At 37.7% G+C, this 21,130-nt stretch carries 16 protein-coding genes; 13 read left to right on the plus strand and 3 right to left on the minus strand.

Features of this window, described 5'->3' with window-relative positions; translation table 11 throughout:
* Window positions 1-10: 10 nt before the first annotated feature.
* Complete coding sequence (locus HDE68_RS19170; RefSeq protein WP_183883850.1) at window positions 11-1,039, minus strand: hypothetical protein; 1,029 nt, start codon at window positions 1,037-1,039, stop codon at window positions 11-13.
* Window positions 1,040-1,261: 222 nt separating this feature from the next.
* On the opposite strand from HDE68_RS19170, the gene HDE68_RS19175 reads away from it, so the two are divergent.
* The 5 genes from HDE68_RS19175 (at window position 1,262) to HDE68_RS19195 (ending at window position 7,307) form a co-directional block, all read left to right on the plus strand.
* Window positions 1,262-2,698 (plus strand): hypothetical protein, encoded by a 1,437-nt coding sequence (locus HDE68_RS19175; protein ID WP_183883851.1) that lies wholly within the window; start codon window positions 1,262-1,264, stop codon window positions 2,696-2,698.
* Window positions 2,699-2,783: 85 nt separating this feature from the next.
* Entirely contained in the window at window positions 2,784-4,067 is a 1,284-nt protein-coding gene (locus tag HDE68_RS19180) for an NAD(P)/FAD-dependent oxidoreductase (RefSeq protein ID WP_183883852.1), read from the plus strand.
* 16 nt (window positions 4,068-4,083) lie between these two features.
* Window positions 4,084-4,758, plus strand: coding sequence for a response regulator transcription factor (locus HDE68_RS19185; protein ID WP_183883853.1), 675 nt, complete (start codon window positions 4,084-4,086; stop codon window positions 4,756-4,758).
* Window positions 4,758-6,011: a sensor histidine kinase gene (locus HDE68_RS19190; RefSeq protein ID WP_183883854.1), complete on the plus strand. Its 1,254-nt coding sequence runs from the start codon at window positions 4,758-4,760 to the stop codon at window positions 6,009-6,011. Before HDE68_RS19185 ends, HDE68_RS19190 begins: the two co-directional genes overlap by 1 nt.
* Before the next feature lie 111 nt (window positions 6,012-6,122).
* Window positions 6,123-7,307: an aspartate aminotransferase family protein gene (locus tag HDE68_RS19195; protein ID WP_183883855.1), complete on the plus strand. Its 1,185-nt coding sequence runs from the start codon at window positions 6,123-6,125 to the stop codon at window positions 7,305-7,307.
* Window positions 7,308-7,313: 6 nt separating this feature from the next.
* Here HDE68_RS19195 and HDE68_RS19200 read toward each other — a convergent pair whose 3' ends face one another.
* On the minus strand, window positions 7,314-7,679 hold the full coding sequence (locus HDE68_RS19200) for a PleD family two-component system response regulator (RefSeq protein WP_183883856.1): 366 nt from the start codon (window positions 7,677-7,679) through the stop codon (window positions 7,314-7,316).
* Window positions 7,680-7,968: 289 nt separating this feature from the next.
* On the opposite strand from HDE68_RS19200, the gene cls reads away from it, so the two are divergent.
* Entirely contained in the window at window positions 7,969-9,429 is a 1,461-nt protein-coding gene (gene cls / locus HDE68_RS19205) for a cardiolipin synthase (RefSeq protein WP_183883857.1), read from the plus strand.
* A gap of 15 nt (window positions 9,430-9,444) precedes the next feature.
* Here the strand turns inward: cls and HDE68_RS19210 are convergent, their stop codons facing one another.
* Window positions 9,445-9,648: a DUF3606 domain-containing protein gene (locus HDE68_RS19210; RefSeq protein ID WP_183883858.1), complete on the minus strand. Its 204-nt coding sequence runs from the start codon at window positions 9,646-9,648 to the stop codon at window positions 9,445-9,447.
* Window positions 9,649-9,868: 220 nt separating this feature from the next.
* On the opposite strand from HDE68_RS19210, the gene HDE68_RS19215 reads away from it, so the two are divergent.
* The 7 genes from HDE68_RS19215 to HDE68_RS19245 all read left to right on the plus strand — a co-directional run bounded on the left by HDE68_RS19215 (window position 9,869) and on the right by HDE68_RS19245 (window position 21,015).
* Window positions 9,869-11,461, plus strand: coding sequence for a tetratricopeptide repeat protein (locus tag HDE68_RS19215; RefSeq protein WP_183883859.1), 1,593 nt, complete (start codon window positions 9,869-9,871; stop codon window positions 11,459-11,461).
* Between the two features lie 251 nt (window positions 11,462-11,712).
* The gene (locus HDE68_RS19220; protein WP_183883860.1) at window positions 11,713-14,472 is read left to right on the plus strand and encodes a TonB-dependent receptor; all 2,760 of its coding nucleotides are present in this window, start codon (window positions 11,713-11,715) and stop codon (window positions 14,470-14,472) included.
* Window positions 14,473-14,518: 46 nt separating this feature from the next.
* Complete coding sequence (locus HDE68_RS19225; RefSeq protein WP_183883861.1) at window positions 14,519-15,781, plus strand: right-handed parallel beta-helix repeat-containing protein; 1,263 nt, start codon at window positions 14,519-14,521, stop codon at window positions 15,779-15,781.
* A gap of 25 nt (window positions 15,782-15,806) precedes the next feature.
* Window positions 15,807-16,901: a phytase gene (locus HDE68_RS19230; RefSeq protein ID WP_183883862.1), complete on the plus strand. Its 1,095-nt coding sequence runs from the start codon at window positions 15,807-15,809 to the stop codon at window positions 16,899-16,901.
* Window position 16,902: 1 nt separating this feature from the next.
* Entirely contained in the window at window positions 16,903-18,294 is a 1,392-nt protein-coding gene (locus HDE68_RS19235) for a purple acid phosphatase family protein (RefSeq protein ID WP_221300818.1), read from the plus strand.
* Window positions 18,281-20,155: a cytochrome c peroxidase gene (locus HDE68_RS19240; protein ID WP_221300819.1), complete on the plus strand. Its 1,875-nt coding sequence runs from the start codon at window positions 18,281-18,283 to the stop codon at window positions 20,153-20,155. The genes HDE68_RS19235 and HDE68_RS19240 overlap by 14 nt, the downstream gene beginning before the upstream one ends.
* Window positions 20,156-20,220: 65 nt before the next feature.
* Window positions 20,221-21,015, plus strand: coding sequence for a M12 family metallopeptidase (locus HDE68_RS19245; RefSeq protein ID WP_183883863.1), 795 nt, complete (start codon window positions 20,221-20,223; stop codon window positions 21,013-21,015).
* The last annotated feature ends 115 nt before the right edge of the window (window positions 21,016-21,130 follow it).

A 21,130-nucleotide genomic window follows, 5' to 3' on the forward strand; every position in this document is an offset into this window, starting at 1 on the left:
TTACAGGTGCTTATTTAAGGTTGTATAATTCACTTTGATTGAGCTCAATACAATATTGGGTAATCCAGCTTCCTGCATCATCAACATATAAAATATTAGGTTTATTTTTAGCGTTTATCGTTTGATCCTCTATCCATTTATTCACTTGTGTTTTTAGTACTTTATTGGCGTTTCTGGCATGAGTAATTATACTTTTATGACGGGACAATACATTGGCTAAAAAGACTGCTCCATCAAAAACAGGACTGTTCTGATCAGATTCAAAAGCGTTACAGACCATTGCTGCTTCTTTGGCGCTTTGTGTAAGCTGCCAGTCTAAACGAATCAGGTCATTTGCCGCTACATCAATTTTTAAAGTATTAAAAAACAGTGTTTCTGCCTGAATTAATTTTTTAAGGTTGTTGGTCGCTGCATATTCCCTGCGGAAGTTGAGCATTTCGTTTGATGCCCCTATCATAGTATTAAAGACAATCGCAGGATTATCGAACCTGGCTGTTTCAAAGGCCAGCAGGATTTTTCCTTTGAGATCGGCTATTTTGATGTCGCCCAGTTTTTTATTTCCGGCATAATAAATATGGTCTTTTCCAATGATGCCTGTAATTTTCTCTGCTAATTTAGCAACAGGTATTTCTTTAGGACAAAAGTGGCTGAAAGTGAAGATCAGAAATTCAGATTTGTTTTTCTCCACGAATTTCTTTGCAGCAAGAAGCGCTGGTTCCAGTCTTTCTCCATAGCCTCCGCCTACAGCATCTTCCATACAGTCAGATGAACTGTGTTTAAAGTAGAGCGTGTCTTTTAAAACACCCGGGCGCAGGTCAAACATTCTGATACCTGTGATCAATTGTGTTTCTATATTTAAGGATTGAGTTAATGTATTACAATCATTGATCGTGCTTTTCTGACTTCCGCCGGTAGCTGTTAATACAGACATACCGGCATCATGCGAACCAGGAATAACGATATCTTTAAGGGTATAATGCTGTTTGGTGGCACCAAACAGATCGCCCATCCAGTGTGACATATCCGTATTGGTACCCATGATGGTGTTTTTTTGAGGATTTTGAGCTTGCAGGGAATTAAAGCAGGTGATCAGACTTAAAATTGAATAGCAAAAAATGTTTTTGAAGATCTTTTTATAGGGGTTTAATCGTGTAGCGGATGTCATTTATTTCTTGTGCGGGTTTATAGAATATAATTTGAAATAAAGATAGGGATTCCTGATAGTATTTGTATTTTCATGACTTTAATATTAGCTCTTATAATGAAGAAACAGACAGCCTTGTTTTTATGTGTTTTGCTTAGTTCCATGCCAGCATTGCTGAAAGCGCAGGATTCTCATTATTGGACATCAAGTTTTTCGCCTGCAGGTTTTTTAACACCGGGTGCGGCTATAGCAAATACAAGAGACAGCGGTATAGTCTATCTGAATCCTGCGGTAATGGCATGGTCAGATAAAACGGCAACTTCCATATCTTCCAATATTTACCATTATGATCATTTCAGATTGAAAAACGGAGTAGGTGCCGGAAAAGATCTGGTTTCAAACAGTACCCGGATTATCCCGCAGCTGATCTCTAAAACTTTCAAATTAAATAAAGAAGATCCTTTAACCATAGGTTTTGCACTTGTTCAAAACCCTTTGCAGGATTTTAGCACTTCACAAAGATTGGATAAAAAGGCTAATGTGCTGGATGATAGTTACAGTCCCGGGAATGAGGTTTATGTAGGTCAATATGATGGGGAATCACAGGTAACTGAGACTTATGCACAATTTAGTGTAGGAAAGAGGATCAGTCAGAAACTTGCAGCAGGGATAACTGTAGAGGGTACTTTAAGGAATGCAAGTGTAAGTCAGAATATAACTTCCAGAGCATTATATAATACGCCCAATGATCCTGACAATATTTTTCCACCAGTTGCAGGAAATCAGATTATTTCTAAAACGGATTATACTTATGCAGGGATCAGGCTAAAGTTTGGTATTGCCTATGATTCGGGGAACCATCACTGGGGCTTGTTATTAAGCAGCCCTTTAGGGAAATTATATAGCCGTGGTACTTTTATTGCTGATATTAGTTCAACTAACCTGATTGACCCTGAGTCGGGGCTGGTTACAAATTTGCTGGCAAGTACAAGACAAACTAATCTCCGGGCTAAATGGAGAATGCCATTTAGTCTTGCAGGTGGATATGCCTACGATTACGGGCAGGGACAAGTATATCTTTCTGCCGAATATTTCGCATCTGTAGATTCCTATACAATCCTAAAACCAGATGCCAGTTCATTTATCAGAACAGGAAATGGTTCTGCTTTGCAGTTTGATGGGTTATTGAATTTACTTGATGGCAGAAAGAGTGTATTGAATGTGGGGATGGGGTACAGCCGCCAGATCAATGATGTTTTTACATTAATGTCTTCTTTGCGGACTGATTTTAATTATCTCAATGAAAAGACCGATGAACAGGGGCACATCGCATTATGGGATAATTACCATGCACAACTGGGAGGGAATTTCAAAAGACGTAAATTTAATCTGCGTGCAGGTTTGCTGTTAAGTTTTGGTTATCGGAACAATTATCCGCAACCAGTGAATTTTGATACGGCCAGTGATAAGAATCAATTGATAGGAGATTCATTAACAGTTCCTGCAAAATACTTCTCCGCCGGTTTACTGTTATCTTATATTCATAATTTCTAAAACAATGATGCTGATCATCAATTTTACATTCAGGTTTTAAAACATTATTTACTTTTATCTGTCATTAGTCAGGAAACAATAAATTATGCAGAAACGAATAGTTATCATTGGTGGAGGTTTTGCAGGCATTAACTTAGCCCTGGAACTCGGAAAAAAGAAACACTACCAGGTTACCCTGGTTGATAAAAACAATTATAACTTCTTTCCACCATTGATTTACCAGGTGGCTACAGCCTTTCTGGAACCTTCCAGCATCAGTTATCCTATCCGTAAACTTTTCAGGAATAAAAGTAATCTGCATTTCAGACTGGGCGAGCTGGTTAAGGTTATACCTGAATCTCATCAGCTTGAACTTAGCAATGGTATTATTGAATATGATGAACTTGTATTTGCTACAGGGGCGGAGACGAATTATTTCGGAATGGAGAACGTTAAGAAAAATGCCATCCCGATGAAAACGCTGAGTGATGCAATACAGATGCGTAATAAATTACTCACTCATTTTGAGGAAGCAACCATTGCAAAAGACAAAGCTGAGATTGCAAAGAGCCTGACTATTGTGATAGCAGGCGGAGGACCGACAGGGGTAGAGATCTCTGGTATGTTTGCTGAGATGCGCCATAATATCATGCATAAGGATTATCCTGAATTAAAAGATACAGGCGCACAGATTTACCTGGTTGATGGCGGTGCTGCACTGCTCAAACCCATGAGCGTAAAATCGCAGGTCAATACCTATGAATCACTAACTAAGCTGGGCGTAAAAATCCTGCTTAACAGTCATGTGAATGATTTTGTGAACGATAAAGTTATTCTTTCTGATGGGACAGAGATCGCTACTAAAAACCTGATCTGGGCCGCCGGGGTCAGTGCGATGAGTTTTGAAGGGATACCGGTGACCAGTTATGGACGAGGAAAAAGGATGGCAGTAGATGGCTTTCATAAACTGGTAGGTTTTGAAGATATTTATGCAATTGGCGATACCGCGATCCAGTCCGGTGATCCTGGTTATCCGGAAGGTCATCCCCAGGTAGCTCAGGTAGCTATTCAACAAGGCGTAAGTCTTGCTGCTAACTTTACACGGATTGCAGAACGTAAGGCTCCAAAGAGCTTTGTTTATAAGGACAGGGGAAGTATGGCGATCATAGGAAGCAATAAAGCTGTGGTAGATTTACCTAAACCAAAAATTCATCTGAATGGGTTTATTGCATGGCTTGCCTGGTTATTTATCCACCTGATGTCGCTGATTTCTTACCGCAACAGGTTCAGGACATTTTATAACTGGACTGTTGCCTATTTTTCAAAAGATCAATCTTTAAGAATGATAATCAGACCGGTAGATACGACCGAAAATAAAGACAACGTATAATTGGATTAAAGCCGTTATGAAAATATTATTAATTGAAGATGAAGCTGCTCTGCGTGATGGTATTATTGCCTATTTCACAGAAGAAGGTAATATCTGTGAAACCGCTGATGATTATGCAAGTGCATTGACAAAAATCAATATATATAATTATGACTGCATAGTTCTTGATCTTACTTTACCTGATGGAGATGGAATGGAGATTCTGCGTGAGTTGAAACGGCTGCATAAAAATGATGGTGTACTCATTATTTCGGCAAGACATTCTCTGGATGATAAACTATCCGGGCTTAATTTAGGTGCAGATGATTACCTTGTTAAACCCTTTCATTTGTCTGAATTAAAGGCCAGAGTATCAGCCATAGTAAGAAGGAAAAATTTTGATGGAAATAATCTGATTGTTTTTCGTGAGATTAGTATAGATACGCTTGCCATGAAAACAGTAGTTGGAAATGATAATGTTAATCTGACTAAGAAAGAATATGATTTACTGGTATATTTCATAGCCAATCAAAATAAAGTTATCACCAAAAGTGCTTTGGCAGAACATCTGTGGGGAGATGAAATTGATCTTTCTGATCACTTCGACTTTATTTATACACATATTAAGAACCTGAGGAAAAAACTGGTAGAGGCCGGATGTAATGACTATATAAAATCCATGTATGGAGTTGGTTATAAATTTAGCAGCTGATGAAGCTGGCGCAAAAATATAATAGGGTAAACCTGATTACCTCTTTAATCATACTGGTACTGAGTGGGGCCATATATTATCTTGCAATACATTATATATTAACTAATAAGCTGGATAATGATCTTAAAATTGAAGAGGAAGAGATCATAGCCAGCGTCCTTAAATATAAAAAGCTTCCTTTGCCCAGTGATTTTAAGGATCAGAAAGTAACCTATGAGGAGCTGAAAAATAAGGAGCCTGCGGAAAGGAGTTTTAGCAATACTTCGTACTATAATCCTGAAGAAAAAGAAATTGAACCAGGCAGAAGCTTGCTTACAAATGTCAGGATAGGTAAACAGGATTATAAGGTTACCATCACAAAATCCAGTCTTGAAGCTGAAGATCTGGTCAGACTTATTTTTCTGATCACTTTAGGGGTTATTGCTATACTGTTAATTAGTTTGACAATAGTCAATAGATTTATTCTGAGTAGTTTGTGGAGGCCATTTTATGAAACACTGAAACAACTTAAAGCCTTTAATCTGGCAGATAAAAATGAATTTTCTGTGCAGTATACACAGATTGATGAGTTTCAGGAGCTTAATCAATCTGTGATTTCTATGTCAGACAGAGTCAGACAGGATTATAAAGAACTCAAAAGTTTCACTGACAATGCTTCTCATGAAATGATGACGCCACTGGCAGTAATTAATGCTAAATTAGATACGCTGATTCAGACAGAGGCATTATCGGACCAGCAGGGAGAACTGATTGAAGATGTTTATCTCGCTGTAAACAAATTATCCAGGTTAAATCAGTCTCTTTTATTATTAGCCAAAATAGAAAATAACCTGATTAAGGATGAAGAAGATATCGCTTTGGATATTTTAATCGCTCAAAAAATCAGACAATTTAAAGAATTATTTACTGCCGGTGATATCCGGATTGAGCAACATCTTGATAACCAGCATTTATTGATGAGTAAGTACCTGGCAGATATACTGCTTAATAATTTGATTAACAATGCAATAAGACATAATGTTCAGGGTGGGGGAATTAAGATCAGCTTATTGGATGGGAGGTTAAGTATTGCTAATACAGGATCTGGAAAAGCTTTGGATGGTAGCAGGGCATTTGAACGTTTCTATAAAGATTCGTCTTCCGAAGGAACAGGTCTTGGTTTAGCAATAACCAGTCAGATATGTAATCTGTACCGCTACAAACTGACATATAATTATGAAACAGGCTGGCATATATTTACTATACAATTCTAGAAGAGGCTCCGCTCAACTCAGAAATCCTCTCCATAGATTCTTACATAAATAATGATTTTGGCACTCAAAAGATCTTTTTTTGCTTAGTTTTGCAGGAAATTCAGAAATCCGATGATCAGTCATAAAGAACTTTTTTTACTTAATAACGCACAAACCTCTACTAGTCCTAATATGCTTGAAGTAGATCATGCAGAAGGTATGTATTTGTACGATAAAAGTGGAAAGAGCTATATGGATCTGGTTTCTGGCTTTGCTGTAAGTAATATCGGGCACCGGAATCCAAGAGTACTTGATGCAATCAGGGCACAATTGGATAAATATCTTCATTTGACTGTATATGGTGAATTTGTACAATCACCCATGGTCTTATTTGCTGAAAAACTAATCAGTGTACTGCCAGCGCAGCTTAATAATGTATATTTTGTGAATTCAGGAACTGAAGCAACAGAAGGCGCACTTAAATTAGCTAAACGATATACCGGGAGATCAGGTATTATTTCCTGCCATCATGCTTATCATGGAAGTACACATGGGGCATTAAGTGTGATGGGGAATGAACACTTCAAACAGAAATATCGCCCTTTACTGCCTGATGTCCGTTTCATAACTTTTGGTAAAGAAGAAGATCTGGAACTGATTACTACTGAAACTGCCTGTGTGATTATGGAAACTATCCAGGGAGAAGCAGGTGTAAGGGTCGCTTCAGAAAGTTATATGCAGCAACTGAGAGATCGTTGTACTGCAATGGGTACTTTACTGATCTTAGATGAAATACAAGCTGCATTTGGCCGTACAGGTAAATTATTCGCTTTTGAACATTACAATATAGTACCTGATATTCTGCTGCTGGCAAAAGCACTGGGTGGTGGAATGCCAATAGGAGCATTTATAGCAAATAGAGAGGTGATGGGTGTTTTGAAAGAAAACCCTATACTTGGTCATATTACAACTTTTGGTGGTCATCCTGTATCGAGTGTTGCCGGACTGGCAAGTCTGGAAGTTATACTGGATGAAAACCTGGTTGAAGGTGTTGATGCAAAGGGAGAATTATTCAAAACATTACTGGTTCATCCACTGATCCGTGAGGTTAGAGGGAAGGGTTTAATGAGGAGTATTCAGCTGGATAGTTTTGAGCAAGTAGAAAAAGTAAGTCAGCTTTGTGCCGCTGACGGGATAATTATAGACTGGTTTTTACATTGTGAAACGGCTTTAAGAGTTGCTCCTCCATTAATTATCACAGAGGAAGAAATCAGAAAAGCCTGTTCCGTAATTTTAAAAGCGCTGGATCAGCTGTAAAGAAAATCAGCTGGCCAGCTGGAAATATACTTTATCAATCAGCTCACCTATATTAAATGGTTTTGGCAGGAAATCATCCGGGCCAAATTCTGTGCCTACCATCGTTTCTGTGTGCATTTGCCCTGAAATAAGAATAATAGGAGTATTTTGTAAGAGACGATCTTCTTTAATGGATCTGCAAATTTGTCTGCCATCAAAGCCGTCCAGTTCTACATCCATTAAAATCAGGTCAGGTTTTTCTCTTTGGATCTGCAGCAGTGCATTCTTTCCTGTCGAAAATGTCAGCAGATCCCAGTCTGCAAAATCGAGTAAAGACTCCAGAGCGGTTAGCACCTCCTGATCATCGTCAAATATTAAAATTTTCTTGTTCATTGGTTGTGAGTTTCGTTAATTGAAAATTAAGCCTCCAATTTTGTGCCAGTATTTCAAGGTTTTTACGCTAAAGATTAAATAATCAATTTGCTGATACTGAATAAGTAGTATTTATTTTTTTAAGAGTTTATAAAACGTTTTCGCACAGGGTAAAATTGAATCTTTGGTTACATTTGGGGAATATGCTTTACATCATCTCAAAGACAGCGCATTGCTAAATTAATTAATACCATAACAAAACTGGCTGCTATCTGTTATTTCAGCTTAGAGGATATATTTTTAAAATCATATGCAGGAAATTAGCTGGATACTTTTATTGGAGATCGCTTATACGCTGGTTGTTATAGCGACTTGTCTGCGCATTATTTATGATACGAATTCAACCAGTAAAACGCTTGCCTATTTAATGCTGACAGTCTTTTTTCCAATATTGGGAATTATTATTTATTTCTGTGTTGGCACCAATTACCGGAAACGGAAATTATACAGTAAAAAAATAGTCAATAATGAACTGATGCAGCGCCATATCAAAAAACAGATTTTCAGGGAGTCTGAAAAAACATGGAATACAGTGCCTGCTGAACTCCTTAAATATCAAAAACTAGTAAAGTTACTGCTTAATGATGGCATGAGTAATCTTAGTGGAAACAATAAGATTGAAATCCTTAAAAATGGAGAGGAGAAATTTCCTGCTGTCCTGGAAGCAATAAGACAGGCAAAACATCATATCCATATCGAATATTATATCTATGAGGATGACGAAATAGGCAATCAGATTAAAGCTGTTTTGATGGAAAAGGCCCGGGCGGGCGTACAGGTCCGTTTAATCTATGATGATTTTGGCAGCAGAAGTATCCGGAAAAAAGTGGTTCCTGAGTTAATCAGTGCTGGGGTACAGGCTTATCCGTTCTATAAAATCCTTTTTATTGCACTGGCTAACAGGATTAATTATAGAAATCACCGTAAAATCATTGTAATTGATGGATGTATTGCATTTACTGGTGGTATTAATGTAAGTGACAGATACATCAATAGTTCAAAACGTCCGGGCCAGCTTTACTGGCGTGATACACATGTCAAAATAACAGGGCCTGGAATTTTTTACCTCCAATACTTATTTATATGTGACTGGAATTTTTGTGCTGATGAAGAGCTTATTCCGCAGCGTGACTTCTTTCTGGCGGATCAAAAGCAGCAGGGGAATGCGGTGATGCAAATTGCTGCCAGTGGTCCGGATTCTGATAATCCAACCATCTTATTTTCTTTAATTCAGGCTATAGGAATGGCAGAAAAAGAGATACTGATTACTACACCCTATTTTATTCCCGGAGAGACTTTACTGGATGCGCTTGTGGTTGCAGCATTGAGTGGTATCAAAGTTGTGCTTTTATTGCCTGGGAAATCAGATTCCAGAATGGTTTCTGCAGCAGGAAAATCATATTATGGTGATTTAATGAGTGCAGGAGTCGAGATTTACGAATATCAGAAAGGATTTATTCATGCGAAAACTATGGTTTCAGATGAGCAATTATCTGTAATTGGTACAGCAAATATGGATAATAGAAGTTTCGAGCTGAACTTTGAGGTAAACAGCGTAATTTATGATAGTCATACTGCTCAGCAGATGACAAAGACTTTCTATCAGGACCTGGAAGATGCCCAGAAGATTGATCCTAAAGAATGGGAAAAAAGACCGCTTTACAAACAGTTTCCTGAAAAGTTAAGCCGGCTGTTCTCGCCTTTATTATAATTTGAATACTGTTTCTTAGCGTGCGAATTTAGTTTTTATATATTTTTCTACTTCGTCAGCTACAGTACTGTCTGACTCTATGACTGCGCGTTTTAATAGTTCTGGTTTAACACCAAATCTTTTAGACCAGTATTCAACCTCGTAGTACTCTTGTAAGTCGATTAACTTGTTCTCTGGCATGTTTGTCTCATTTTGATCGTAATAGGTATGTCTGAGCATATAATTATGGTTAAATAGTTTTAGTAGCGAATGTATATCAATACCTATGCCTAATTTAATTCTTTTATTCCTTATTTTGTACAATTAATGTTATCTTCTTATTAAACAAAAATAAGAATTCCAGTATTCGTTACCTCTGGCTTAACATTGTATTAATATTAGAAGGCTTCCTTTGTTGTGGCCGGATATTCAAACAGACGGCTGTTTAATTGCTCAACTCATGCCCGTCAACTGTAAATTCTATCTTAAAGCCGCTTTCCTGTTTTTAATATATTTAGCTCACCCTGAAAAAACTGAGGCAAGAGAAACTCCCGGACAAGAGCTGAAACGTACGTTAGAATTAAGTAACCGTTTTCCTGATTCTGCATTTGTATTGCTCAAGAAATTGCATCATAAAGCATTGGCTAACAACGACAAGAGAACGATAGGGGTGTGTTTGCAGCAGATGGGGAAAATTTGTTACGCACAGGGGCATTATGCCCAATCTCTGGATTATCACCAACAGGCAGATAAATTGTTCAGGCAGCTGGATGAAAAGAATTTACTGGCAGACAATTTTAATGATATGGGAGTTGTCTATTATCAGAACTTCAATAAGAAATCTTCCAGAAAACAATATGATGAAGCTTTAAAATTGTATAAAAGTACCAATAATATGATAGGACTTGGAGAAACTTATGGTCATATTGGTCATTTATATGAAAAACAACAGCGTTATGATAGTGCTTTTTATTATCAGCGGCATGCTTTGAGTGAATATCAAAAGGCAGGATATAAACAGGGGGTGGCGAAAATCTATGAAAACCTGGGCAGTATTCATGAAGATCTTGTACGTTATGATTCTGCGAGGTTTTATTTTAATGAATCACTGCTTTTATATAAGGCCGTAAATAATGAAGTTTCCAGTATTGAAGTGGTTAATAATCTGGGCGATATCCTTCGGAAAACAGGGAATTATAAGGAAGGATTAAAAATGACCAGAAAAGCACTTAGTTTATCTATAGCTACAAAAAATGAGTATCAGCAAGCCTCAGCTTATAGAGATATTGCTAAGTCATATAATTTGATGGGTCAGAATGACAGTGCTTACCATTATATGGAATTAAGCCGTAAACATTTACTTCACCTGTATTCTGATGAAAATAATAAACAAATGTCTTTTTTACAGATCGTATATAATATTGATAAGAAAAATGATGAGATCGCTGCGCTTGAAAACAGTCGTAAGTTAAACCTGATTATCAGTATTGCTGTTGTTGTGGTTATTCTGCTCTTAGTTGTCATGGGGCTGCTGACCATTTCCAGACAACGTTTAAAATTAAGAGAGAATATAGCTATTGCTGAAAAGAATGAGCAGCTCAGCCGGGCACAGCAAGAACAACTGGAACATAAAAGCCGGGAGTTAACCACCCATACTTTACAGGTCATTCAACATAACAACTTTCTGGACAGTATGCGCAATAAGCTGGAGGAGATGATTAAAGAAGATAAGCGGGATCAGAAAAAGCAATTGTTACAAGTGGTGAGACAGATTAATCAGAACATCAACCACGATCAGCAGTGGAAAGACTTTACGCAGGTTTTTGAACAGCTGCATCAGTCTTTTTTTGATAGCTTAAAAGCGCATTGTGAAGACCTTACCGTAAATGATATTCGTCTGATTGCATTGCTTAAAATGAATATGAGCTCTAAGGATATGGCAGTCATCTTTGGTATCTCTCAGGATAGTCTGCGGGTAGCCAGATACAGACTGCGGAAGAAACTAAATATTAGCCAGGGTGATAATCTGAGCAATTTCATTCAGACGATCTGATTGATCAAAACCGCCATTAACAATTTCTTAATGTTACGCTAACTGAATGATAACGGCGGTTTTTGTTCTATTTATATTGTTGATTATCAGTTATTTAATTTATCCGTGTATACGTTGTATGCGCTTTGTATACAGTCCGGTTAACGGTGTTTACATTTTGTACACGGTAGTTTCTGGTCAATGAGAAAATGTTACCACACTTTTGAGCCAGCGAAAAAAAAACACACGCTCACAAACAAACAATTTGAACAATGAAATTAATTTTACAAACGATTCTCTGCTTATTCTTAAGCATTGCGGTGGCAAAAGCCGGTAACATTAAAGGACACGTGTATGATACCCGGACCGGAGAAGCCCTGATCGGTGCTTCGGTAAAACTGGAAAACACAGCACAAACTACCATGACAGGTTTGGATGGTTCCTTCGAGTTTAAACATGTTAAAGCCGGTACTTTTACTATTAAAGTTTCTTATATCACTTATAAGACCTTTACTAAACAGATTATTGTAGAAAAGGAGAATAACCCTTCGCTTAATGTATATCTGAGTGAAGATAATAGTAATGACCTGAGTGAAATTGTCATTGCGGCTAAACAGGAAGGTTCAACAGAACGTACAGCCAGAAAGATTGAACAGAAATCTATGCAGGTGATGAATGTGGTATCTGGAAGGGCTATGGAGATTTCACCTGATTTAACGGTTGCTAATGCAATTCAAAGGGTTTCGGGAGTGACTATTGAAAGAAGCAGCAATGGAGACGGACAGTATGCTATATTAAGAGGGATGGATAAAAGGTATAATTATACTTTGGTGAATGGGATTAAAATACCAAGTCCTGATAACAAGTTCAGATATGTACCACTGGATATCTTCCCTTCAGAATTACTGGAGCGTTTAGAGGTTTACAAATCGCTTACACCTAATATGGAAGGCGATGCTGTTGGTGGTGTAGTTAATATGGTTATGAAAGATGCTCCATCTAAATTACAGATCAATGCAAATTTGGCAACGGGTTATAGTCAAATGCTTTTTGACCGTAAATTCCTTGCTTTTGATGCGGGTTCCATTAATTCTAAATCTCCTTATGAGATTAATGGAAGAAACTATGAGGCTAAATCAGCAGATTTCTCTAAAGGAACAATAGACTATAAAGCCAAACAGGCAGATCCTAATTTAGTAGGTGGTATTTCTATTGGTCAGCGTTTTCTGAATAACAAACTGGGTGTATTAATTGCAGGTAGTTATCAGAATACTTATCGCGGAACGAATAGTACTTTTTTCAATTCTGCGGTTGTGGATTTAGATAAATATTCAAGGATTACGTCAATGGCTGACAGACAGTTCAGCGAACAACAAAAACGATATGGTTTACATGGAAAGATTGACTATACTTTTAATGACAGAAACAAATTGTCACTGGTTAATTCTTATGTAAACCTTACCAGTATACAAACACGTGATCAGATTACTACAAATTTTGCAACTGCAGAATACAATGGAGCGGCAGGAAATGCAGAAATCTCTTATGCAACCCGTTCGAGATTTACAGAACAGCAGATTTATAACAGCACTTTACATGGTGAACATACGCTGATCCCGAAAAAGCTAAAAATACAATGGTCTGCAGTTTATTCTACAGCCAAAAACGATGTTCCTGATGAAACAACAATCACTTTAAACGGAACCCGTAATAATTTTATTGAAAACCGTACTACGGCTAAAGAAACTACCCATAGATGGTCAAGAAATACGGACGAGGATAAGGCTGGTTATCTGGATATTACTTATACAGCTGATATTGCAGGTACGAAAGTTGATTTTACAGGTGGTGGTTTGTACAGGGATAAACAGAGAAGCAGTTTCTATAATAATTATGTACTAAATCCATTAAACAGGACTGGATTATATGGTAAAGATTTTATGAGTTATCCCGATATAATCTGGGAAGTTCAAAATCCAAAAGGCGCAGTAGCTAACCCGTTGACTTATGACGCTTCTGAAAAAACTACCGCCGGATATGGAATGTTCAATTTCAGGATCGCTAAACTGGAAGTAATCGGTGGGGCAAGAGTAGAGCATACAAACCAGGGATATAATCTTTTATTTCCTATGGGAGAATTAAGACCTTTTGGAAAGCAGGTATATACTGATTTCCTTCCAAGTTTAAACTTAAAGTATGGCTTGAGTAAAAACGAAAATCTGAGAGCAACTTATTTCCGTTCCCTGAACCGTCCTGGTTTTTATGAAATTGTTCCTTCAAAAACTGTGAATGAAGAATATCAGGAACGCGGTAATCCAGATTTGAAACGGGCTATTGCAGACAATTTTGATTTACGTTACGAGTTTTTCCCGAACAGTACTGATCAGTTACTGGTAGGCGCATTCTATAAAAAAATTAAAGACCCTATTGAATATACAATACAAGCAGATCCGGTAAGAGGACAGGATCAATTTTATACACCAGGTAATTTTGGAACCGCTAAAAATTATGGTTTAGAAGTAGATTATATCAAATTCTTCAATAAGATAGGGATTAAAGCTAATTATACTTACACACATTCCAGAATCACAACAGATAAAAGTACCAGGATCAGAGAGAACAATGATCTTAAGTTAATTAATGTCTTACAAACCAGGCCTTTGTTTGGTCAGTCAGCACATACAGGGAATTTATCATTAATCTACAAAGACAGCAAACATGGATGGGATGCACAATTGGCAGGATCTTATACTGGTGAGCGTATCAACACAATTTCGCAGTTTGTGGATAATGATTTATGGCAAAAGGGTTTTGTACAAATGGACGCTTCTGTAGAAAAGAAGTTTAAAAATAATATTGGTGTTTTTATTAAGGCCGGAAATTTATTGAATACTCCTAATCAGTTGTTTATTAAAGGTACGAACGACGAGAATAAAGGTTTGCCAAAACAAAAGGAAGGTAGCAATGAAACACTTATCCGTAAAGATTTTTATGAACAAACTTACCTGATAGGATTACGCTACAAACTATAATTATTTTAATTATCAAAGAATCGTCTGATAAAAAAACAATAAAGAAATGAAACTAAATAGATTTTTAATAGCTGCAGTCTTAATGACTGCACTTTTTGCCAGCTGTAAGAAAGCGAATTCGGATGTAGATACCACCCCGATTGTTCAAAATGGCAATGGTATTTCGGGTGAGGTATTTGGGATCTGGACCAAAGGAAGTGTGGTCCGCGTGACAGGAGATATCATTGTTCCGGCAACAAAATCATTGGTTATTGAAGAAGGTGTGACTGTGATTATGGATACTATTGCAAAACCTGAATTCATTGTTTTAGGGAACTTATATTCCATGGGAACTGCTGCAAGCCCTGTGAAAATCACTATAGAAGAAAATTACAGGACTGCTGCCAATAAATTTGGTAAACTCTGGGGAGGGATACTCGCTGCAACAACCTGCACAGAGCTGGTACTGGATAATACGATTCTGGAATACGGTGGTGGTACAACTACAGAGGCATCAACTTCTGTGAAAATGGGGTTATATAAAGCTAAAAGTGGAGAAAATACTCCGGCATTATGGTTTTCGAATGTAAAAGGTAAGCTGGCAGTGACTAACAGTACCTTCAGATATTTCAGAGATGATTGTACTTACATTGAAGGAGGAAAGAGTATTTTCTCCAATAATAAATTTTACAGCACTGGTTTAGTAGGTGGTGAAGCTATTAATATTAAATCAGGATGTCTTGCTGATGTGAGTTATAACCTGTTTTATGGAACAAATACCAATGCGCTTAAACTTTCGAACGTTGGAGACCGCACACCACAGGCACATATTGTTGCCTATAACAATACCATATTGAATACGGGCTGGAGAAGGCCAACTGCAAAAGGCGGTTCGGTATGGCTGGAATCTTCAGTGTATGCAGAATTATATAATAACCTGTTTGCTAATGCCCGTTTTGGAATTAAAAGAGATCTTAAACTTACGGAAGATAAACGTTCTGTATTTAAGAATTCTTTATATTATGGGTACAACCAGGCTACTGTAGATCAGTTCCAGCCAAAAACTGATATTATTGCCGGAACTAACGATGTAATCAGTAAAGTGGCAGGAGATAATGACCCTAAATTTGTTAATTATCCGCTTAATACTGCAACAGATAACGCTGTATTAAATGAAAGCTGGGATTTTCATTTATTACCAGGTTCGGCTGCAATAAATAAAGGTACAACAGCTTTTGTCCGTAATTTTCCAGATGGATTGACTATAAATGGTATTTTATATGCTTCACCCGCACCATCTGTCAATATTGGCGCATTCGGGGTAAAATAATCAATACACATCATTCTAAATATTTATGTTAAAATACCACTCGAAATATCTTTTTATAGTATTACCCTTTTTGTTTGCAGGCTGCAGCGAAAAACTGACTCAGGCCAATACGGCCGCTGTTGTTGCTGATTCAACTGTTATTAAGCCTGTAATCGTTTCTGAAAAAGTACAATTCGATTCTGATGATCCTGCAATCTGGGTTAATCCTGCAGATCCTTCAAAAAGTCTGGTGATTGGTACTGATAAGGCATCAGATGGTGCGTTATATGTTTTTGATTTACAAGGTAAAATTCAACGTGATCTGGTTGTTAAAGGGCTTAAAAGGCCAAATAACGTAGATGTTGCTTATGGTTTAATACTGAATGGGAAAGCGACCGATATCGCTATAACTACAGAACGTTTTACGCATAAACTCAGGATTTTTTCTTTACCTGACATGAAACCTGTTGATCAGGGAGGTCTGCCTGTTTTTGAAGGGGAAACAGAGAAAGAATTCAGAGATCTGATGGGTATTTCTATTTATACCAGCAAAACAGGTAAAATGTATGCCATTGCCGGACGTAAAACAGGTCCTAAAGATGGTTCTTATTTATGGCAATATTTGCTGTCTGACGATGGAACAGGGCATGTGAAAGCAGAATTAGTAAGGAAGTTTGGAAATTATAGCGGCAAAAAGGAAATTGAAGCCATTGCAGTAGATAATGAACTGGGTTATATTTATTACTCAGATGAACAATTTGGCGTACGTCAGTATTATGCTGATCCTGAAAAAGGAAATGAAGAATTGGCTTTATTTGCTACTACTGGTTTTAAGGAAGACCATGAAGGGATTTCTATCTACAAAACTTCAGCTACTGAAGGATACATCCTGGTTTCAGATCAGGGAGCTAACCGCTTCCAGATTTTTAATAGAGCTGGCACTGCAAAAAATCCTTTTGATCATCAGTTATTGAAAATTGTGAATGTAAGTGCTGGTCATAGTGATGGATCTGATGTAGTGAATGTACCGCTAAATGATACTTTCAAACACGGCCTGTTTGTCGTGATGAGTGATGATAAAACTTTTCACTATTACCGCTGGGAAGATATAGCTGGTAAAGACCTTAAGCTTAAAAAATAAGATGATAAAGAAATCAATATTGTTATTCTTTTCTTGTGCGATGACGCTGATGTTGTCTGCACAGGAAAACCAGAAAGGGGCCGAAAGTGAGCCTGTCAGACTTATTCGCGGACCTTATCTGCAGGTAGCAAGCAGTACAGGGATACTGATCCGCTGGAGAACAGATGTCTCCTCCAGAAGTAAAGTGAAATATGGTACAACTTTAGGTAAACTTGATCAGACAACCGAAGATCTTGCATTGTTAACTGAACATAAAATACAGTTAAAAGGGCTTTTACCGGCTACTAAATACTATTATGCGATAGGAGGGTTGAAAGATACACTTCAGGGTAATCAGGACAATTATTTCGTGACCTTACCAGAGCCTGGAAAAATTGGACGTTACCGGATTGCAGCGCTTGGTGATTGCGGGGATAATTCAATCAATCAGCGCAGGGTAAAAGAGCAGGTATTGAAATATATAGGTAAAAATGACCTGACAGCATGGATCCTGTTAGGTGATAATGCTTATTCTGATGGAACTGATTCTGAGTTTCAAAGTAAATTCTTTAATATCTATAAGGATGATCTGTTAAAAAAGTATCCTTTATTTCCTGCTCCCGGAAATCACGATTATCATGATACGGATCTTTCATCAAAACGTGCGCAGGAAACTCATGAAACTGCTTATTATCAGAATTTTTCTATGCCTGTAAATGGTGAGTCGGGTGGCACACCTTCTCATACCCAGGCTTTTTATTCTTTTGATATTGGAAATATACATTTCATCTCGCTCGACTCTTATGGTAAAGAAGATCAGACCTACCGGTTATATGATACTTTAGGCCCGCAGGTCAACTGGATCAAGAAAGATCTGGCAGAAAATAAGAACAAGGGATGGGTTATTGCTTTCTGGCATCACCCTCCTTATACGATGGGTTCACATAATTCTGATCAGGAAGAAGAGCTGGTTAAAATCAGAGAGAATTTTATCCGTATTATTGAGCGTGAAGGAGTAGACCTGGTTTTAAACGGGCATAGCCATGATTATGAACGAAGCAGAATGATGAAAGGCCATTATGGACCTGCTAATACTTTTGATGCTAAAAAACACAACCTGAGTACTTCTTCTGGCAGGAATGATGGCAGCAAAGATTCGGCTCCTTATCAGAAAGACCCTGCGCATAACCAGGGTACAGTCTATGTAGTTAGTGGCTCTGCCGGGAAATTGGGTGGGAAACAATTGACTTATCCGCATCATGCAATGTATTTTTCTGATGCTGAACATGGTGGTGCAAGTGTGCTGGAAGTAGAAGGCAATCGTCTGGATTTAAAATGGGTATGTGCTGATGGAGAAATCCGGGATCAGTTTACCATTGTAAAAAAAGCTGCTAAAGTACATGTACCAAAATAAACTGAAAATTATTATCCAGTTTTTATTATTCATAACCTGCCTGTCTGTTGTTTTAGGTTTAAAAGAATCAACAGACAGGATTGGTCTGAAGCCTCTGACGGATGAAATGAAAACCAGTTTCATCCTGTTTGAGCAAAGTACAAGAGAATTGCAAAATGCGGTGTCACTGCTTGAGGAAAATTCTTCAGGCAAGGGGAAGAAAGAAATTAGCATCACTCAAAAAGAGTTGAGCGGCGCCAGGATCAATGCTGCTAAAGAAGCCCTTAAAAATAGCCGGATGGCTTATAAAAGGATAGAATTTTTTATGGACTATTTCTTTCAGAGTTCTTCTCTTATTTATAACCGGCCAGCAAAAGTAGAGGTCGAAGAACCTTATATGGAATACCAGGAGCCCTCCGGATTTCAGGTGATAGAAGCGATGTTATTTGATGCTGACCCATTAGTGCATCAGAAAGAATTAGCAGATCAGGCTGAGTTACTGGTTTCCTCAGCAGCCGACTTACCTGCTTTGCTTTATGGTTTCGATGCAAGCGATAATCAGGTATTGGAAAGTGTACGTTTAGAATTAGTTAAGGTTATTACTTTAAGTATTACAGGATATGATGCGCCAGAACTAAAGAGTGGAATAGAAGAATCTTATCAAAGTATATTCACTGTTCAAAAGGTATTATTACCCTATATCAAAAAAGATCTGCCAGGATCGGCTTTGCTGAATCAGCAGTTGGGAGCCACTGTTGATTATTTACATCAGCATCCCGATTTCGACAGTTTTGACCGGATGGAATTTTTAAGGCATTATGCCTTGCCTTTACAGGAACAGCTTAGAAATTTTATTCAATCTTCAAAATCTGAACTCCAGCAGAAGAGTGTGTTAAATTATGAGGCTAAAAATATTTTTAGTCCTGATGCAATTCCTTCAAATGTATTTCCGGATGCAGCAAACAGAAATCTGAAAATGGTTGCTTTAGGTAAAAAGCTTTTTCTGGAAAAAGCATTGTCAGGAAATTTAAAAAGAAGCTGCGCCAGTTGCCATCATCCTGATCAGTATTTTAGTGAGCAATTAAAAACCAGTACTGCTTTTGACGGGAAAAGCTCAGTTTCCAGAAATGCACCATCTCTATTATATGCAGGCTTTCAATATAGTCAGTTCTGGGATGGACGTGCAAAAAGTTTACAGGAGCAAATTAAGACTGTAATTTCTAATCCGTTTGAAATGAATGGAGATCATCAGGTGATTGTTGCTGAACTGAATAAATCTGCTGATTATAGGCGTGATTTTGCGGCTGCATTTCCAGAGATGGCTGTAAACGCCATTAATATAAAGACTGTAGCAGATGCGCTGGCCGCTTATTTAGGTGAGCTTAATCCCAGGAACTCGGCCTTTGACAGGTATATGAACGGAGATTCAAAAGCGCTTAAAAGCGAGGCCCTTAAAGGCTTTAACTTATTTATGGGAAAGGCACAGTGTGGAAGTTGTCACTTTGCTCCGCTTTTTAATGGTTTGATTCCACCATATTATAAATTAACTGAATACGAGATATTAGGTACTCCTGCGAATGCCGATTTCAAAAACGCGAAAAAAGATAAGGACAGGGGCAGGCATGATTTCTTTCCGATCAGCTATTACGAAGCTGCATTTAAGACACCCACAGTTCGCAATGTTGAAATGACAGCTCCTTATATGCATAATGGAGTCTTTAAAGATTTATACCAGGTAGTAGATTTTTACAATAAAGGTGGAGGTGCTGGTTTAGGATTGGATTTACCCGGACAGACCTTATCTGCTAAGCCTTTAAACTTATCAGAAAAAGAGATGCGCGAGATTGTTGATTTTATGAAATCATTAACTGATAATCTATAATAATATATAACAATAGAAATATTTTTTTTATAAATTGCTTTACATCTATTTAAAAAATCTATTTTATGAAAAACAAATTTCTATTTTTCAGTACTGCCGTACTGTTCTGCCTGACCAGCTGTAAGAAAAATGCAGATAATTCTGCGCCTGTAAACAATGATCAAAAAGTTCAGGAAACCGGTTTACATACTGAATTTGTCTGTGAAATGAAGCAGCCAGAAGCAGGTGGCCCTGCCACTGAGTCGAATGGCCCATCCAACAAACTTTGGGCAAATGGAAGTACAATTAAAGTACGTTTCATAGGTGGTTCTGCACTTGTACGTGAAAAAGTTAAACAGTATGCTAAAAGCTGGGAAGCTTCAGCAAATGTTACTTTTTCTTTTGTGGCAGATAATGCTGCCGCTGATATTAAAGTCGGTTTTACAAGTGGAGCAGGATCATGGTCTTATATTGGAACGACATCAAAACAGTATTCGCCATCTATGAACTATGGCTGGTTTACTGACAATACCAGTGATGTGGAATTCAGAAGGACCATTACCCATGAGTTTGGCCACGCCTTAGGACTTAATCATGAGCAGTCACACCCTGACGCTAATATTCCATGGAATACCCAGGCTGTATATGATTACTATATGGGACCTCCTAATAACTGGTCTAAAGCTCAAATTGACTTTAATGTGTTGCGTGTAGAGTCCAGAACAGGCTTAAATTATACGGCTTACGATTCTTCTTCTATTATGCATTATGCAGTTCAAGCCCGTTTTACTACGAATAATACAACTATCGCAGCTAATAATACCACCATTTCTGCTAAGGATGTTTTATATATGAAAACATATTATCCGGGAAGAAGCTAAAGCTGATCCATTTCATGAAAAGAGCCTGCGTCGTAAATATTTATGATGCAGGCTTTTTTTTTGCAGCTTCTTAACGCAGTCTGCATTATTTTCTGACTATCAAAAAGTCTCCTTT

The sequence above is a fragment of the Pedobacter cryoconitis genome (assembly GCF_014200605.1).
Classification (GTDB): Bacteria; Bacteroidota; Bacteroidia; order Sphingobacteriales; family Sphingobacteriaceae; genus Pedobacter; species Pedobacter cryoconitis_B.

Coding starts and splice junctions, on each gene's coding strand:
- HDE68_RS19170 (WP_183883850.1), bottom strand. CDS start 1,039: ATGGGTACCAATACGGATATGTCACACTGGATGGGCGATCTGTTTGGT.
- HDE68_RS19175 (WP_183883851.1), top strand. CDS start 1,262: ATGAAGAAACAGACAGCCTTGTTTTTATGTGTTTTGCTTAGTTCCATG.
- HDE68_RS19180 (WP_183883852.1), top strand. CDS start 2,784: ATGCAGAAACGAATAGTTATCATTGGTGGAGGTTTTGCAGGCATTAAC.
- HDE68_RS19185 (WP_183883853.1), top strand. CDS start 4,084: ATGAAAATATTATTAATTGAAGATGAAGCTGCTCTGCGTGATGGTATT.
- HDE68_RS19190 (WP_183883854.1), top strand. CDS start 4,758: ATGAAGCTGGCGCAAAAATATAATAGGGTAAACCTGATTACCTCTTTA.
- HDE68_RS19195 (WP_183883855.1), top strand. CDS start 6,123: ATGATCAGTCATAAAGAACTTTTTTTACTTAATAACGCACAAACCTCT.
- HDE68_RS19200 (WP_183883856.1), bottom strand. CDS start 7,679: ATGAACAAGAAAATTTTAATATTTGACGATGATCAGGAGGTGCTAACC.
- cls (WP_183883857.1), top strand. CDS start 7,969: ATGCAGGAAATTAGCTGGATACTTTTATTGGAGATCGCTTATACGCTG.
- HDE68_RS19210 (WP_183883858.1), bottom strand. CDS start 9,648: ATGCTCAGACATACCTATTACGATCAAAATGAGACAAACATGCCAGAG.
- HDE68_RS19215 (WP_183883859.1), top strand. CDS start 9,869: ATGCCCGTCAACTGTAAATTCTATCTTAAAGCCGCTTTCCTGTTTTTA.
- HDE68_RS19220 (WP_183883860.1), top strand. CDS start 11,713: ATGAAATTAATTTTACAAACGATTCTCTGCTTATTCTTAAGCATTGCG.
- HDE68_RS19225 (WP_183883861.1), top strand. CDS start 14,519: ATGAAACTAAATAGATTTTTAATAGCTGCAGTCTTAATGACTGCACTT.
- HDE68_RS19230 (WP_183883862.1), top strand. CDS start 15,807: ATGTTAAAATACCACTCGAAATATCTTTTTATAGTATTACCCTTTTTG.
- HDE68_RS19235 (WP_221300818.1), top strand. CDS start 16,903: ATGATAAAGAAATCAATATTGTTATTCTTTTCTTGTGCGATGACGCTG.
- HDE68_RS19240 (WP_221300819.1), top strand. CDS start 18,281: ATGTACCAAAATAAACTGAAAATTATTATCCAGTTTTTATTATTCATA.
- HDE68_RS19245 (WP_183883863.1), top strand. CDS start 20,221: ATGAAAAACAAATTTCTATTTTTCAGTACTGCCGTACTGTTCTGCCTG.